This is a genomic window from Vibrio splendidus, from assembly GCF_024347615.1.
GTDB classification, from domain to species: Bacteria; Pseudomonadota; Gammaproteobacteria; order Enterobacterales; family Vibrionaceae; genus Vibrio; species Vibrio splendidus.
In genome coordinates this window covers 2,787,974-2,802,753 of the sequence record NZ_AP025508.1, presented here as the reverse complement: position 1 = coordinate 2,802,753, position 14,780 = coordinate 2,787,974, and the positions used below count along the sequence as shown (strand labels likewise).

12 protein-coding genes and 2 tRNA genes are annotated in these 14,780 nt (G+C 43.1%); 7 read left to right on the top strand and 7 right to left on the bottom strand.

The genetic code is table 11. From position 1 onward, the window contains the following. Nucleotides 1-56 precede the first annotated feature (56 nt). Nucleotides 57-147: transfer RNA gene (locus OCU90_RS12405), tRNA-Ser, on the bottom strand. A gap of 325 nt (nt 148-472) precedes the next feature. Between OCU90_RS12405 and OCU90_RS12400 the strand changes: the two genes are divergently transcribed. Further along, a complete protein-coding gene (locus OCU90_RS12400; RefSeq protein ID WP_004734067.1) occupies nt 473-916 on the top strand; it encodes an RrF2 family transcriptional regulator in 444 nt (147 codons plus the stop codon). A gap of 38 nt (nt 917-954) precedes the next feature. After that, the gene (locus OCU90_RS12395) at nt 955-2,139 is read left to right on the top strand and encodes an NnrS family protein (protein ID WP_061024384.1); all 1,185 of its coding nucleotides are present in this window, start codon (nt 955-957) and stop codon (nt 2,137-2,139) included. Nucleotides 2,140-2,794: 655 nt separating this feature from the next. On the opposite strand, the gene OCU90_RS12390 is transcribed toward OCU90_RS12395, so the two are convergent. The 3 genes from OCU90_RS12390 to OCU90_RS12380 all read right to left on the bottom strand — a co-directional run bounded on the left by OCU90_RS12390 (nt 2,795) and on the right by OCU90_RS12380 (nt 5,088). Then, nucleotides 2,795-2,885 (bottom strand) — tRNA-Ser (locus tag OCU90_RS12390). Nucleotides 2,886-3,023: 138 nt separating this feature from the next. Then, nucleotides 3,024-4,832: a DUF3413 domain-containing protein gene (locus tag OCU90_RS12385; protein WP_004734064.1), complete on the bottom strand. Its 1,809-nt coding sequence runs from the start codon at nt 4,830-4,832 to the stop codon at nt 3,024-3,026. 28 nt (nt 4,833-4,860) lie between these two features. Beyond that, nucleotides 4,861-5,088 carry a YejL family protein gene (locus OCU90_RS12380; protein ID WP_004734063.1) on the bottom strand — a complete coding sequence of 76 codons (228 nt, stop codon included), beginning with the start codon at nt 5,086-5,088 and terminating at the stop codon, nt 4,861-4,863. A gap of 84 nt (nt 5,089-5,172) precedes the next feature. Here OCU90_RS12380 and yejK point away from each other — a divergent pair, with 84 nt between their 5' ends. The 3 genes from yejK (at nt 5,173) to OCU90_RS12365 (ending at nt 8,908) form a co-directional block, all read left to right on the top strand. Continuing rightward, the gene (gene yejK, locus OCU90_RS12375) at nt 5,173-6,177 is read left to right on the top strand and encodes a nucleoid-associated protein YejK (protein WP_017079528.1); all 1,005 of its coding nucleotides are present in this window, start codon (nt 5,173-5,175) and stop codon (nt 6,175-6,177) included. Nucleotides 6,178-6,282: 105 nt separating this feature from the next. After that, on the top strand, nt 6,283-7,653 hold the full coding sequence (locus tag OCU90_RS12370) for an Hpt domain-containing protein (RefSeq protein WP_061024380.1): 1,371 nt from the start codon (nt 6,283-6,285) through the stop codon (nt 7,651-7,653). Nucleotides 7,654-7,729: 76 nt separating this feature from the next. Continuing rightward, on the top strand, nt 7,730-8,908 hold the full coding sequence (locus OCU90_RS12365; RefSeq protein WP_061024379.1) for a hypothetical protein: 1,179 nt from the start codon (nt 7,730-7,732) through the stop codon (nt 8,906-8,908). Between the two features lie 108 nt (nt 8,909-9,016). Here the strand turns inward: OCU90_RS12365 and nhaC are convergent, their stop codons facing one another. After that, nucleotides 9,017-10,453 carry a Na+/H+ antiporter NhaC gene (gene nhaC, locus OCU90_RS12360; RefSeq protein ID WP_017079531.1) on the bottom strand — a complete coding sequence of 479 codons (1,437 nt, stop codon included), beginning with the start codon at nt 10,451-10,453 and terminating at the stop codon, nt 9,017-9,019. 500 nt (nt 10,454-10,953) lie between these two features. Between nhaC and asd the strand changes: the two genes are divergently transcribed. Next, nucleotides 10,954-12,072, top strand: a complete 1,119-nt coding sequence (gene asd / locus OCU90_RS12355; protein ID WP_061024376.1) for an aspartate-semialdehyde dehydrogenase — start codon at nt 10,954-10,956, stop codon at nt 12,070-12,072. A gap of 120 nt (nt 12,073-12,192) precedes the next feature. Beyond that, nucleotides 12,193-12,714 (top strand): prepilin-type N-terminal cleavage/methylation domain-containing protein, encoded by a 522-nt coding sequence (locus tag OCU90_RS12350; RefSeq protein ID WP_061024373.1) that lies wholly within the window; start codon nt 12,193-12,195, stop codon nt 12,712-12,714. Nucleotides 12,715-12,770: 56 nt separating this feature from the next. Here the strand turns inward: OCU90_RS12350 and OCU90_RS12345 are convergent, their stop codons facing one another. Next, entirely contained in the window at nt 12,771-13,616 is an 846-nt protein-coding gene (locus OCU90_RS12345) for an ion transporter (protein ID WP_029224605.1), read from the bottom strand. Nucleotides 13,617-13,765: 149 nt separating this feature from the next. Next, nucleotides 13,766-14,404 (bottom strand): YchE family NAAT transporter, encoded by a 639-nt coding sequence (locus tag OCU90_RS12340; RefSeq protein WP_004734056.1) that lies wholly within the window; start codon nt 14,402-14,404, stop codon nt 13,766-13,768. Between the last annotated feature and the right edge of the window lie 376 nt (nt 14,405-14,780).

The window sequence follows — 14,780 nt, the reverse complement described above, 5'->3', positions numbered from 1 at the left end:
TTGTGTGATCTCCAGATACAAAAAAGCCGCTGATTTCTCAGCGGCTTTCTTTAATGTGGTGGAGGGATAGGGATTTGAACCCTAGAACCGCTATTAACGGTTGCCGGTTTTCAAGACCGGTGCTTTCGACCACTCAGCCATCCCTCCAATGGCGCGAATAATATAGGGGTGTGATTCGCTTGTAAATACCCTTATCAACTGACTGCTTTTTTTATGAACAAGTTTGTGCATTTTTATATGGTTAGAGTGAAAATACATCGAAAAATGTTCCTGATCGTTTCGACTTAAGGGATTAGGTATCGTTTGAGCAAGGAAAATAGAGAAATGATAGAATACAACTGATGTGAGGAACGTAATTAGGACCGAAGCCTTAGCTTTTGGTGTGTAGCCACCATTCCTCATTAGGGTTAACTTGCCTTTGCTGTTTATAAGATTCATAATGAATGCATCTTATAAAGTGAAATATCCCACCATGCATATCACACGTTACACTGATTATTCCCTACGAGTGCTGATCTATTTAGCGATCAACAACCAATCTCTTAGCACCATCGGCGACATTGCTAACAGTTATGGTATTTCTAAAAACCACTTAATGAAGATCGTTCAGCAACTCAACCTCAAAGGACATCTGATCGCCACAAGAGGAAAAAATGGTGGTTTGAAACTCAGTTGCCATCCAAGTCAGATCAATATAGGTACGTTAGTTCGAGAGTTAGAAGACAAACGTAACTTGGTTGAATGTTTTGGCGAGGATAATAGCTGTGTCATTACACCAAATTGCCAATTGAAAACTATCTTTGCTGAAGCTCAAGAGTGTTTTTACAAAAGCTTAGACGCTTATAGCTTGCAAGATCTCCTTGGAGAAGGGCACAGCTACAAGTTAGGGCAACTTTTGGCGGTTGAAGTTATTTAAAAGTAAGCAAGTTTTGTTTACTCACTAGGTTTACGATGATGAAAGATTTAAATCAAAACCCCAATAATGGCGTTTCAATGACGGCATTTTTCGAACTCGCGTTTCGACCATTTTTTTTGTTTGCATCACTTTTTAGTATTGCAGCGTTAGTCGGGTGGGCCGCGTTTTGGAATGGCAGCGCAACCTTAAATGTTTATGGCGGTGCAATGTGGTGGCATATTCATGAAATGTTGTTTGGCTTTGCAGCCACTGTCGTGGTTGGTTTTTTACTGACGGCCGTACAAAATTGGACGGGTGTCCGCAGCATTAACGGACGCGGGTTAATGATACTTCTGGCTATCTGGTTGTGTGCAAGAATAGCCATGTTCCTGCCTGAAGTTCTAAGCCCTTGGCTGGTGGCTGGACTCGATTTACTGTTTTTACCTATCGCTGTAATTTATCTTGCTCACAATATTGTCAGTGTGAAGCTTTGGCGAAACCTGTTGTTCGTCCCCATTTTATTGCTAATGACTTTTGCCAATGCCGCAATGCACTATGGCGTTTTATTTCAGCAGCCAGTCTTAATTTCACAAGCTAGCACAAGCATGGTGCTGTTGGTGACCCTAGTCATGTGCATTATGGGTGGCCGAGTTTTTCCTATGTTTACCGCTAATGGCACACAGACACCACGAACCCCTGCATTACCATGGCTTGAAAAGCTGAGCATCGTGAGCACGATTTTCGCCGTTGTGTTGAGCTTTCAGATACTTCCAGTTCCACAAGATCTCGTTGCTTTCGTGTTTATTGTCAGTGGCTTGGCAAATGCGGTTAGGGCGGTAAGGTGGAAAATATGGGTTGCTTTTAAGACTCCTCTTGTGTGGTCTCTACACTTAAGCTACTGGGCCATTTCGTTAGGGTTGGTTTTGTATGGCGTTTCGATCATTTCGTCATTGGTCACACAATCACAAGCGATTCATGCATTAACCGTTGGTGGAATGGGAGTGATGATCTTATCAATGATCTCACGTGTGTCTTTAGGGCATACAGGCCGAACTATTGCGATTGGTAAAATAATGACTGCGGCGTTAATCGCCATTGTTTTTGCCTTTATTGTTCGAGTGTTTGGTGGATACTTTACCCATGATATTGTCTCTATCATCACCTTATCCAGCGCTCTGTGGGTCGCTGCATACAGTTGTTTCGTTGTGTTGTACTTACCAATTTTAATAAAACCAAAAGCTTAAATTACTACAAGTTGCGAATGTTCAATATTGATGACTTTAAAGTTGCATTTGAAATGCATCTTTAATATTATGTCTGCAGTGAATGACTTAAACACAATCAAAGAGAGTATGATTATGAGCTGTTGTGGCGGATGTGGTGGTTCAAACCACGAAGAAAAAGCAAATGAAGCTGAACAAAAGAAACAAGCAGAGCAGCAAGAGACTAAGCAAGAAAACGCTTAATTAAAGTAGCGCTCAAGCCAAATTTAGAAATCCAGAGACCTAGATGAAGCCTCTGGATTTTTTTTATTTTTATGGATTTATGATGAGTGCCTGAAACAAGCCTAAACACGATTCGAGCCTGCAGTGAATTCTGACTCTCTAGCGAGTAACTGTACCCGATTGGCATGCACCACCAGTCTAGTCATATTGAATGAACGCGCTGTGCAAATAAGTTTGGTCTAAGGTATGTATCGATGACTGGAGTGTGGAGAGAATATAAATTGAGCTAGCCAGTGATATTCAAACAGCTATAGAGTCGTAACAGGGCTTTAAACTGTTCAGAATGAACCAAACAATCTGTCTTTGGGGAATAGTTGAATATTAAACTTTAGATTCGATTCACTTTACGTCAGACGCAAAAAAGCCGCTGATTTCTCAGCGGCTTTCTTTAAAGTGGTGGAGGGATAGGGATTTGAACCCTAGAACCACTATTAACGGTTGCCGGTTTTCAAGACCGGTGCTTTCGACCACTCAGCCATCCCTCCATTGGCGTGAATAATATAAGGGGGAGAGTGCCTTGTAAACCCTTAATTATCATAATCTTGTTTGGTTGCTTGTTTTCTAGTCATTAGCGGCAATAAAAAAGGGAAGCCATTAGCTTCCCTTTTCTGTTTGGTGACTATTTAGTCATTTTTTGTGTAGAAACGCTGCAGCTCTGTTAGGCCTTGCATTAATACCGGTAAGCGAGGGCTTACGTTTTTCAGACGTTTGTAATTCTGATCGTACAATTTATAGTTACCAAATTTATCTAACACAGTGGTTTGCTGGTCGGTAACAAGGGCAAGTTCACGTGAGTCACCCGCGAGAATCCACTTTCTTTTACGCTCATTAAACAGGCTGCGACCGCTACTGAAATCTGTTGGGTTTGAAGATACGCCCAATAGCTCTTGCATCAATGTTACGGACACGTCTAAATGACTAGAACGGTGAGTATATTCAGAAGCAGACTTACCAGGCCAGCTGATAAATAGTGGCACTTGTAACTGATAACGACTGTAGTTGGAGTTTGCGCCCCAGCTGTTGGTCTTAGTTTCGTTAAACTCGCTACCGTGATTAGAGGTAATGATAACCACCGTGTTGTCGGTTAGCTCTAAGCGTTCCAGTTCAGCGTAGATTGTTGCTAGCTGAGCATCGGCTGCTTGAGCAGACTTTTGATAGTCTGCAGCAAAACGTTCTGCTGTCGTTAACGTTGAGTCTGACTCTGAACTTGAATCGTAGCTAGAGAAGTTATCCAGCGTGGTCAGCTCAATGAAGTTAAACCAAGGACGTTTAGCTTGTGGTGATTGAATCCAGTTAGACCAAGCTTGTATCGCGCTTTTGTCATCATAAGTTGCTTGCTCTGGCATAACATCACGGCCTCGGAAGATGATTTCCGAGTAAAGTGCATCGTCAAAGTTGTCGCCACTGAAAGCCGCAAACTTATAATTGTGATTATCTAAAACGTCCAACAGTACTGCACTTGAACCCTGAGCTTCGATGCTGCTTGCATAGCTGCTTGGAAGGCCATAGAACAAACCGAAGATACCAAACATGTCGTTACTTGAACTGTAGTGATTGGTGAAGTTGATCGATTGTTGTGAGTATGCGTAGCTGTTTGGCATCGCTGTGGCATTAAGTGCATCAGAGCGAAGGTTGTTTACACTCACCATCAGGATATTAAGATCATCACTGCGGCGGTTGTATTGAATTTTTTCGAGCGGGTAGCTAACTAAGTTTACGTTCTCTTTGTTGGCTTCTAAACGCTGTAGATACTCTTCACGGTCTAATAGGCCATGTTTTTCCATAAAGCTTTTCGCTGTCATTGGGTATGACAGTGGGAAGTTCGCTTTCTGGCTAGTAATTGGGTTGTAGAAATATGCATCAGCCCACATGTAGGTCAAGTGGCTGCTGATGAAACACAAGAAGAAGACGGCAGTAATCGGACGGCCAATGTGTTTATGAGACAGTTTACGTTGCTTACGCCAAACCCACTCAGACAGACCTAGCTGCAATAAGAAGATAAGTGGCATAACAATGAAGAGGTGTTGCAAATCAGATGTGAATGCAGACTCCTCTCCACTGAATAAAACCTCCCACACGACAGGTGTCAGGTGGAGGTTTATATTTTGATACGTTTGGGTATCAATCAGTAGGACAGTTAAACCTATGGTTGCAAAGCAAACGGCAACCAAACGTAATAACTTCCTCGACGGAAGAATAAAAGTGAGCGGAAACAGCACTAGTAGATAAAGCGCGAATACTAAAAACCCGAAATGACCAACCCAAGATGCAGCCAAATAAAATTGACCCAGTAGGGTTTCTGGCCAAGCAGATTGAGTAATATAACGAGTACCAATCAACATCGCAGCAATGATGTTGAAAAATGCAAACCAGTGACCCCAACCAACAAGTCGAGATACGCGATCGCTATATGAGTTTGCGCTGTCTACCATTTATAATTCTTTTATCCGTCAATCAAATTTAGTGAGACTTTTTATCTTCAAGAGAAGAGATTAAAGCTTCGGCAAATTTTTCAGCAATTCCTTTGCGTTGTGAAGCAGCAACATTCTGATTTAAGACATTGGTTGCGATATTTCCAGCGATCATCAGTGAAAGTTCTGGTGAAGCTTTGTGCTTAGTGAGTACAGCACCTACTTCAGCTAGGATTTTTTCAACTTGATCATCTGTGTATTTAGATATAATCGGCATAAGGACTCTAATAATGATAGTAAAAGCGGCTTATGATAACCTACTATGCACGACAACTGAAACCTGAACGGTAATATTTTCACTATGAGCCTTCACCTTTCCAACGTAATTTTACACCAGCTGAGCAAGAACGATCAGGATGAGCTGATTGTTAACTATCGTGCTGAATCTCTAGAGAACGATGCTTCATCTGAAAGCCTAGTTGCTGAACTTCACCGTGTTTTTAATTCAAAAGCAGGCAAAGGGTTTGGTTCTTTCAAATCCGACAGCGAATTCCAGCAGTCGTTGCATGAATTTCGAGCGGGAGAGCAAAGTTTCTATGATTTCTCTCAAAAAAGTGCGCTACGTCTAAAAGATGAGTTATCGAAGTACCCATTTGCTGACGAAGGCACTTTGGTACTCGCTGAATACCAATCACTGGCGACAGACTACCTTTTCATTGGTTTACTGCCTTCGAACCAAAGTTTGAAAGTGACTGAAGGGCTAGACATCAGTGCGACTGATTACCTTGATATCTCAAAGATGGATATTGTGGCGCGCCTTGATCTTTCAACATACGACACAGACAAAGAGTCAAACCGTTACTTAACTTACATTAAAGGACGTGTTGGCCGTAAAGTCGCGGATTTCTTCTTAGATTTCTTACAAGCTGAAGTCGGTTTGGATGCGAAACAGCAAAACCAAGTACTGATGCAAGCGGTAGAAGATTTCGTTTCAGACTCTAAGTTAGAAAAAGAAGAAGCGATCAGCTATAAAAAGCAGGTTGCGGATTACTGTAACGAACAGCTAAAAGCGGGCGATGAAGTTCAAGTTCGTGAACTTTCTGGAGAACTGCCAGCAAGCACAGATGGTACAAGCTTCTTTGACTATACTAGTGAGCAAGGCTACGAGTTAGAAGACAGTTTCCCTGCTGATCGCGCAACTATGCGTAAACTAACAAAATTTGTTGGTGCTGGTGGCGGTTTGAATGTTAGTTTTGATAGTCTGCTTCTAGGCGAACGTATCTTTTACGATCCGGAGACAGACACGCTAACGATTAAAGGCACTCCACCGAACTTACGTGACCAACTGACTCGCAATAAGTCATAGTCCGAAGTTAACGAGTAAAAGCGGCAGCAAGATGTTGTCGCTTGTTTTGTGCTTAGTCTTTTAGCAAGTGTCATGGCTTCAAGTTAACACGCACAAGGAATATAGATGGAACAATCAGTAGCAAAGCCCAAACGCTTTAAAAAACCGGCCACTTTCTTGGTTGTGCTCATGGCTCTGTGGCTACTTCCTTCATTGGCTCTCCTTAATCTAAGCCGTTCCTACACCAATTCTCTTGCTCAAATTGAAGAACTCGGCATTCGCGTCAATGAATTGAGGCAATCGCTTTATTTCTCTGAGCCGCTGCGAGTCTCTCGTATCAATGAGTTAGCACTTGATGCTCAGTTGGTTTATTCGATCCGACTGCAGATTGAATCTGATTTTCAACACGCCTTGTTTCGCCCTGATGTGAATCAACTGCTTTATGTAGCCGATCAGTTCCTAGAAAAGTTTGATGAGTTCATCCCGATAGAAAGCCAGGTTCAAGACATTGTTGACAATATTAAGATACTGCGCGCTGATAAAGAGCTTTCCCCTAAACTAAAACCGCTACTCAATGAATTCGGCGTTGTTGTCTTTGAAGCGATGTATTCTGACAATCAAAGCTCGTCAGCGACTTATCGTGCGTTTGATTCCATTCTAGAAAAATCATATTCATTAAAAACTGAAGAGCAAGACGCACTGCAACAGTTATTGGCTGATGCCTCAGCGTTGTTGAGTGATTACGCTCAGCTCAATTATTTAGTCGATAAAATCAAGAAAAACTCGGTGAACGAACAGATCATTAAACTTGAAGCTGAGTTCCATGACCGTCAGTTTAACCTATTGCTAGTGATGCTAGGTTTAAGCTTGGTAACGATGATCACATTAGTGTTGTGGGGTGTTAGATCGAGAAAATTGATTCAACAAGCAGACAAAGAACTGAGCCCTGAACCAGTTACCGATTCAAGTAAGGAAAATGCTTCCTCTGCGGTGAAGCAACCAAGTGATGACTCTTCCGTATTGGAGATTACGCCACCGAGTAAACATCCCGACCTTCAACCTCAAGAGGGCGTTAACGTAACAAGCCAGAAAATTGTTCAGCAGAACACTGAGGAAACTCCAGTGGCAGAGAAACACATCGCAAGTGTCACTGATTCGAAGCCTGCGATTGATATTGAAGACATGCTAGAAACGCTTGATGGTGATGCTGAGTCTGTCGAATTGCTACTTGGTGTTTTTGTACAAGATCACGCTGATGATTACACGAAGTTCAAATCTCTTCTCACTAAAGATGAAACCTCTGCTGCTCGTATTGTACATAGCTTAAAAGGTGTGGCTGGCAGTATCAAAGCATCTCGATTAGCGATCATTGCAGCAACCATTGAAATGACAATGAAACAGTCGAGAGCGATCAGTGAACACGATTTAGAAGAACTAGAGGCGGCAATAAAAGCCTCTATAGATGCTGCGTTTGAATATTTAGATAAGCAGCGTTAACTTTTGTAGGAATTTTGACAATACTCTGACGAAGTGCTCATACAATCCGCGCCCTTAGTCTTTGTCAGAGGTTTACATGTTACGATTTTCGAGTCGACGTTGGATGGTGTTGGTGCTTAGTGTTGTGCTAAGTGGTTGTTCTCTATTAGAAGTTAAGTTAGATACTCAGACGACGCCTCTCACTCAACAAGAGCTGAATGCTCGAATCATGACGCGTGAATACGCCAAGATGTTTTTTATGCGAGTAGAAGACTCAGCCGATCTCATTGCTCAATCTTACCCTGCTGATGACACCTTACATCAATCTTACGTCTTGCTTTGGAAGATCCATGCGGAGCAGGGCTTACAGCAAGCGGCTTATCAAACGTCACCGATGTCTGCCTTAATCGACTCGTGGGTGTTCACAGCCCGAATGAATCAGTTTTATCGCCAAGGCGATGGCGCGGATCTGTTCGCGACGGATGATGCGGTAGAGACTGCTCGTTTTCTTGATCAAGAAGCAGAAAAACTGGCAAAGGGTGTATTGAGCTCCAGTGATTTCAAGAACAGCAAAGTGTTCGTTGCGCAGTTTGCTGCTAGCCACCCATTTAAAGACCTCACATTCAGAAGCACACCTGCTTACCGAGAATGGCTGAGCTACCTAGATAAAGACGAGTCGCAAATTGTCCAGAGCTTAGGCACTATGCCAGAAGCCATGAGTGACGCATCCGATCGTTTAAGTTTGATGGCTGACCAGACGCCTAAACTAATGTCTTGGAAAGCGGAGCTGGTTGCGTTAAACAGCTCGCTAACGGGTGAAGACCTATCGATGACGCTGGAAAGTCTTCGTCAAACGTCAGCAAGCATGCAAGACTTCATCGAGAACAACCCTGAGTACATGCAAACACTGGCTTCTATTATGTCGACAGAAATGCAGCCTCTACTCAACGATCTTAGCGACAAGACAGACCAGAAATTAGCGATGCTAACTGAAGAGCGTGTGGCGTTAGAAAAAATGGTGACACGTGAAAGAGAAGCTCTGGTAGAGATGATTGCGAAAGAGCGCATTGAGATTGCAGGTATCGTGACTTCAGAAAGGGAGTTGTTTACGCAAGACCTTGACCGCGTATCTCAAGAGGTGGTGGTACTGGCGATTGATAAGCTGATGGAGTTAATCAAAAGTGTGATTATCTATTTCATCCTGTTTATCTTAGTGGTGTTCTTTGCACCGTTAGGCATCGGCTACTGGTTGGGTAAGCGAACCATAAATAGATAAATAAATAGATAAACCAGTAGATCAAAAAAAGAGCGCTCTAGGGCGCTCTTTTTGCATTTATATCATTAACGTTTTTGTGCTTACTTTCTAAAGTTCTGAGGCATTAACTTATGCTTGCTGCTTAGTAAGCTCTGCCGCTTCTTCAGTTTCAACGGCTGGTGCTGTTGGTTCACACTTATCAACGAACCACCCCATGTAAGAGGTCACGATAGTCACGATGATACAGATGAAGCTTAGCCACATGAACGGTGCGTAAGATAACGTTGCAACGCCTAGAATACTCGCCATGTAGATACCGTTATCACTCCAAGGAACCATGCCTGACGTTAACGTGCCGCCAAACTCAGCATTACGAGATAGGTTCTTACGTTTGTAGCCCAAGCGGTCGTAGTTCTTTGCACAGATTTTTGGCGTAAGGATTAACGATACGTACATCGCAGAACCGAACACGTTACCCATGAAAGCCGTACCAATGGTGCTGGTTGCTAGAGAACCTGCGCTGTTTACACGGCGCTCGAACACTTTAGCAATTGTCTCTAGTACGCCCACTTTATCCAGTAAGCCACCAAAACCTAGACCAAATACGATAACCGCAACCGAACCAAGCATTGAAGACATGCCGCCACGGTTAAGAATAGAATCAATGAATTCTACGCCAGATGAGATAGAGAACGGTGCCCAAGCAGTATTGAATGCCGTTAGGAAATCGATCTCTTGGATCATGACCGCCCAGATAATACCTAGCAGAGAACCAAAGCTGATTACTGGGAATGAAGGCATACGGAAAGCCAACAGGCCAAGCACGATAAGTACTGGAACGAATGAGTAAGGCGTGATGTAGAACTGAACTTCCATAGCTTTGATGACAGAATCTACTTGGCTCATGTCAACATTACCTGCGTAGTGGAAACCAAACGCAGTAAACATGATGCCAGTAATAATGTAGCTGATTAGCGCAACAGGCAGCATGCCTTTGATGTGTTCAACCACTTCGACACCAGACATTGAAGAAGCCAGAATCACTGAATCAGAAAGTGGAGACATCTTGTCACCGAAGTAACAACCTGATAGCACCGCACCCGCTGTAATTGGTGCTGGAACACCTAAGCCTTGGCCAATACCCATCATCGCGATGCCTGCAGTACCCGCAGCACCCCAAGACGTACCGGTCGCCAATGCGGTTAGAGAACAGATGATCATGGTCGCTAAAAGGAAGATAGAAGGGTGGATAGCTTTCAGACCATAGTAAATGATAGTAGGTACGATCCCGCCTGAGATCCAAGTACCAACAAGAGCGCCAACGGCTAAAAGTATTAAAACCGCGCCTAAGCCATTGGATATTCCTTTGAGTGCTGCTTTTTCTAAGTCTTTGTATTCGTGGCCAAGACGAATACCAAGAACCATGATAATGAACCAACCAATATACAAGGCAAGTTGAATTGGAAGGTCAAGCTTTGCTGTAAAGGAAAAAGCAAGGGATAGAAATAGTCCTAACGCGATGAATACCTGTAATAGGTTCGGTAGGCGAGTTTTACTCTGCTTCATAAAAGCCTCTTGTTAATTCGAGCATTTATAGTGCTTCGTTATAGTGTGTGGTGCAAAATGGACACTACAGTAATTAGTTTATTATATCGAAAAAATACGCCCAAGTTGTGATATTTGACTGTTAACTCAATCAATTGTGGTTTCATAATCTGAAATTTTGTTAAATTCATGATTGTTACATGTTGAAGTTTGTCGCACGTTGTTTTCGTTTTGTAAAATATAATTCTGATTAACCTTGGTTTAAAAGAGGGATTTACTGTTTGTGATGGGTGTCGATTCAAGCGGTTTTGGCGATGTAAATGTTTGAATTTGACGATAATGGGTGTTTTAACAATGGTCCAGACATTGAATGTCGATACAGAGATAACTGCACGATTCATTACGTTCACTTAAAAGAAACGAAAAAGTTACACTTTTTGACAAAAAGCGCTTGAGTTCTGTTTCTGAAAAACTTATAGATGGGGGAGAGCAATTTTTAATTTATACATGGAGAGTGAGCGATGAGAGTAGGTCTAGTTGGTTGGCGCGGTATGGTTGGTTCTGTACTAATGCAACGTATGGTTGAAGAGAAAGACTTCGACTTGATTGAGCCTGTTTATTACAGCACATCTCAGATTGGTATTCCTGCCCCTGTTCTAGGTGGTAAAGATGCGGGTCTACTTCAAGACGCTTTTGATATTGATAGCCTAAAACAGCTTGATGCTGTGATTACCTGTCAAGGCGGCGATTACACATCAAAAGTATACCCAGCATTGCGTCAAGCAGGATGGAAAGGTTACTGGATTGATGCGGCTTCTACCTTACGTATGGACGCTGATTCAATCATCACTCTTGATCCTGTTAACTTGGCTCAAATCCAGCAAGGCATTCACAACGGCACCAACACGTTCGTTGGTGGTAACTGTACTGTGAGCTTAATGCTTATGGCTTTGGGTGGCCTTTACGAGAAAGGTATGGTCGAGTGGATGAGTGCCATGACTTACCAAGCGGCTTCTGGTGCAGGTGCTAAGAACATGCGTGAACTGATCTCACAAATGGGTGTGATCAACGATAGCGTAAGTTCAGAACTAGCAAACCCTTCAAGTTCCATCCTTGATATTGATAAAAAAGTCGCTGATACCATTCGTTCATCTTCATTCCCAACAGACCAATTTGGTGCTCCGCTTGCGGGCTCACTAATCCCTTGGATTGATGTGAAGCGTGAAAATGGTCAAAGCAAAGAAGAATGGAAAGCAGGTGTTGAAGCGAACAAGATTCTTGGCCTAGATGGTCAGCCAATCCCGATTGATGGTACTTGTGTACGAATCGGTGCAATGCGTTGTCATGCTCAAGCACTAACAATCAAGCTTAAGCAAGACGTGCCAATGGACGAGATCGAAGAGATCATCGCGACGCACAATGATTGGGTTAAAGTGGTTCCTAATGACCGTGACATCACGGCACAGGAGCTAACACCAGCGAAAGTAACAGGCACTATGTCTGTACCAGTAGGTCGTCTGCGTAAGATGTCTATGGGTAACGACTTCCTGAACGCGTTCACTGTCGGTGACCAATTACTTTGGGGTGCTGCAGAACCACTACGTCGTACTTTGCGCATTATCCTTGCTGAGAAAGCGTAACTGCCTCATTTTTGAGAATAATTAACGAAGAAGCGCCTTAGGGCGCTTTTTTTGTTTCTGATGACAGAAGCCTGACTTTAAGACCTTACCTTTCGTGCGTCTTAAAGTTGGAGCTAGAAAATGAAAGCAAACCTTAAAGGTTTTACTCTTATCGAGTTGATTGTTGTTATCGTCATTATTGGTGTTTTAGCGGTTGTTGCAGCACCTAGGTTTTTAAACATACAACATGATGCAAGGGCTTCGGTTATTGAAGGGTTAGGAGCGTCCGTTCACACAGCTGCTGATTTAGCATTCGAAAAAGCAGCAGTCGAGGGCATGGAAGATCAAGCTTCTTATTCGATTCCAGATTACGGTACTGTACAGTTCGGTTATCCTGCGGTTCAAAAGGGAGGTATGGAAAACTTCCTTGCAATCGAGTCGGGCTATCACGATTTAACCGCAGAGTGGACTTGGGCGGCTCACAATAACGGCTCAGTGCAAACCCCTGACATTTGGGTTATCACTCGATCTGAGTATCTAAAGGATATGGTGGGTGATGATTTCAATACCGCTATCGAGAAGACCCAATGCTATGTGAAATACACGGCCGCAATGGAAGCAAATGATGACTACCAAGTGGAAGTTTTCACAGACGGCTGTTAGTTGCTTTAGTTAGATAGTTAAGAAAAAAAAGAGCTCTTAGGAGCTCTTTTTTGTTTTTATTCTGTTTCGTCGGTGACGACACGCTTGTCTGGGTCTGCCAATTCACTCGCACAGTGTTTGCAATACATGGCATCCGAATCATGGCCTGCTCGGTTGCAGTTCGGGCATTTAACCAACTCTTTGTGTGAGTTCATTTCATTACTGAGTTCTGCGGTAATGATACCCGTTGGGACGGCTAGGATAGAGTAACCCAACAGCATGGTAAGTGAAGCGATCGCTTTACCTAACGCAGTTTGGGGGATCATGTCACCGTAGCCAACCGTGGTGATGGTTACGATTGCCCAATAAATACTGTGGGGAATACTGGTGAAGCCATTTTCTGGTCCTTCAATAACAAAGATCAGAGCGCCGAAGATAACGACCAAGATACCCACTGTACTGAAAAAGATCAGTATCTTTCGTCGTGCCATCAACAGTGAGCGCAACAAGATATTGGAATCTTGCAGGTAGCGAACCAGTTTTAGGATTCGGAAGATACGCATCACACGCAGCAGTCTCACTACACCCATAAATGAAGCGCCTGGGAAGATGATCGCTAGGTAGGTTGGAAGAATCGCCAATAGGTCAACGACACCGTAAAAGCTGGTGGCGTAGGATTTAGGTTTTGGAGAGCAATAAAGTCTCAACAAATACTCGAGAGTAAAGAGGGCTGTAAAGGTGTATTCGATATAACGCAGCTGCTGTGACCATTCGGTCATCACATTAGGTATGGACTCTAAGATCAGAACCAACAGCGAAGCCAAGATTGCAACGATCAGAGAGATATCAAATGCACGTCCGGCTGGCGTGTGAGTACCAAAGATAATGACGTACAAATGATGCTTGAGTGGCTTGCGTGACATAAGGAAAGATTCATCTTCTGTTAAATGCATTAACAATCATTATACAAGCTTCATAATAACGAGGCGAGTGAAAGCCCAATTGCTTTACTCGCCTCATCTATATTTCAATATTGTTGCCCTTTATAGAGCAACCGAAATGCCGTTAAACGTTATGCCAAACCTGGGAACAGATTACGTAGGCCATTGGCGATGAACTCGATGCCCAATGCGCCAAGAATCAAGCCCATGATACGAGTGATCACGTTGATACCCGTTTGACCTAAAAAGCGAACGATAACTGGCGCTGAACGGAACAGAAGCCAAGAGCATGTTGCAAACGCGATGATACTAATGCCGATGCCTACGGTATCAATGGCTGCTGGATAGCGAGACCCATAAACAATGGTCGAGCTGATTGCACCCGGACCCGCCATTAGCGGCATAGCCAGTGGAACAACTCCGATTTGCTCTTTGCTTATGTATTCAGATTTCTCTTGTTTGTTCTGTTTATCTTCACCGAGCTTACCGCTCATCATCGAAAATGCGATGCTCAGCAATAGCAAACCACCTGCAACACGAAATGAATCTAGCGAGATGCTAAACATATCAAGCAGCATTTGCCCCGCAACAAGCGACACAATCAGGATAACGGCAACAGCAATGTTTGCTTGTAAGGCTGTCCTGTTCCTCTCTTCTGGCGGCATATGAGCAGTAAGAGAAACAAAAACAGGCATGATGCCGATAGGGTTTACGGCAGCAACAAGCCCAAGGAAGAATTGCATAAAAATTGCGAGTTCTAAGCCTTGCATGAGAGCGGTCTCCAGTTAGCGTACTTAAAGTAGAAGTGTTGATCTGTGAATAGTCAGAGCGCGTAATGTAAGGGACAAACTGAATTTGCACGAATGAAAAAAACTAACCTGAAATAGGGGATTTTTTTTAGAAAAACTAATTGAATCTCACTTTTGTATTCGCCTTGTTGAAAGCTAGTTGTTAGTGTTTCATTTTGTAACTTGTTATTGAGTAACTGTTAACCATCGCACGAATTTAATAAAAATTATGTCAGAATCTAGCCGCTGCAACGGTATGGATATACTCTCAGTAGCACGAATATAGCTGTATACATGTAATTTAACGGACTAAAAATGAAACTTTTTTACAGTTTATGACGCTATGTAGAAAAAAGTT

Bases quoted from the DNA above. Each gene is read 5' to 3' on its own strand.
- OCU90_RS12400 (WP_004734067.1), top strand. From the start codon at position 473: ATGCATATCACACGTTACACTGATTATTCCCTACGAGTGCTGATCTAT.
- OCU90_RS12395 (WP_061024384.1), top strand. From the start codon at position 955: ATGAAAGATTTAAATCAAAACCCCAATAATGGCGTTTCAATGACGGCA.
- OCU90_RS12385 (WP_004734064.1), bottom strand. From the start codon at position 4,832: ATGGTAGACAGCGCAAACTCATATAGCGATCGCGTATCTCGACTTGTT.
- OCU90_RS12380 (WP_004734063.1), bottom strand. From the start codon at position 5,088: ATGCCGATTATATCTAAATACACAGATGATCAAGTTGAAAAAATCCTA.
- yejK (WP_017079528.1), top strand. From the start codon at position 5,173: ATGAGCCTTCACCTTTCCAACGTAATTTTACACCAGCTGAGCAAGAAC.
- OCU90_RS12370 (WP_061024380.1), top strand. From the start codon at position 6,283: ATGGAACAATCAGTAGCAAAGCCCAAACGCTTTAAAAAACCGGCCACT.
- OCU90_RS12365 (WP_061024379.1), top strand. From the start codon at position 7,730: ATGTTACGATTTTCGAGTCGACGTTGGATGGTGTTGGTGCTTAGTGTT.
- nhaC (WP_017079531.1), bottom strand. From the start codon at position 10,453: ATGAAGCAGAGTAAAACTCGCCTACCGAACCTATTACAGGTATTCATC.
- asd (WP_061024376.1), top strand. From the start codon at position 10,954: ATGAGAGTAGGTCTAGTTGGTTGGCGCGGTATGGTTGGTTCTGTACTA.
- OCU90_RS12350 (WP_061024373.1), top strand. From the start codon at position 12,193: ATGAAAGCAAACCTTAAAGGTTTTACTCTTATCGAGTTGATTGTTGTT.
- OCU90_RS12345 (WP_029224605.1), bottom strand. From the start codon at position 13,616: ATGTCACGCAAGCCACTCAAGCATCATTTGTACGTCATTATCTTTGGT.
- OCU90_RS12340 (WP_004734056.1), bottom strand. From the start codon at position 14,404: ATGCAAGGCTTAGAACTCGCAATTTTTATGCAATTCTTCCTTGGGCTT.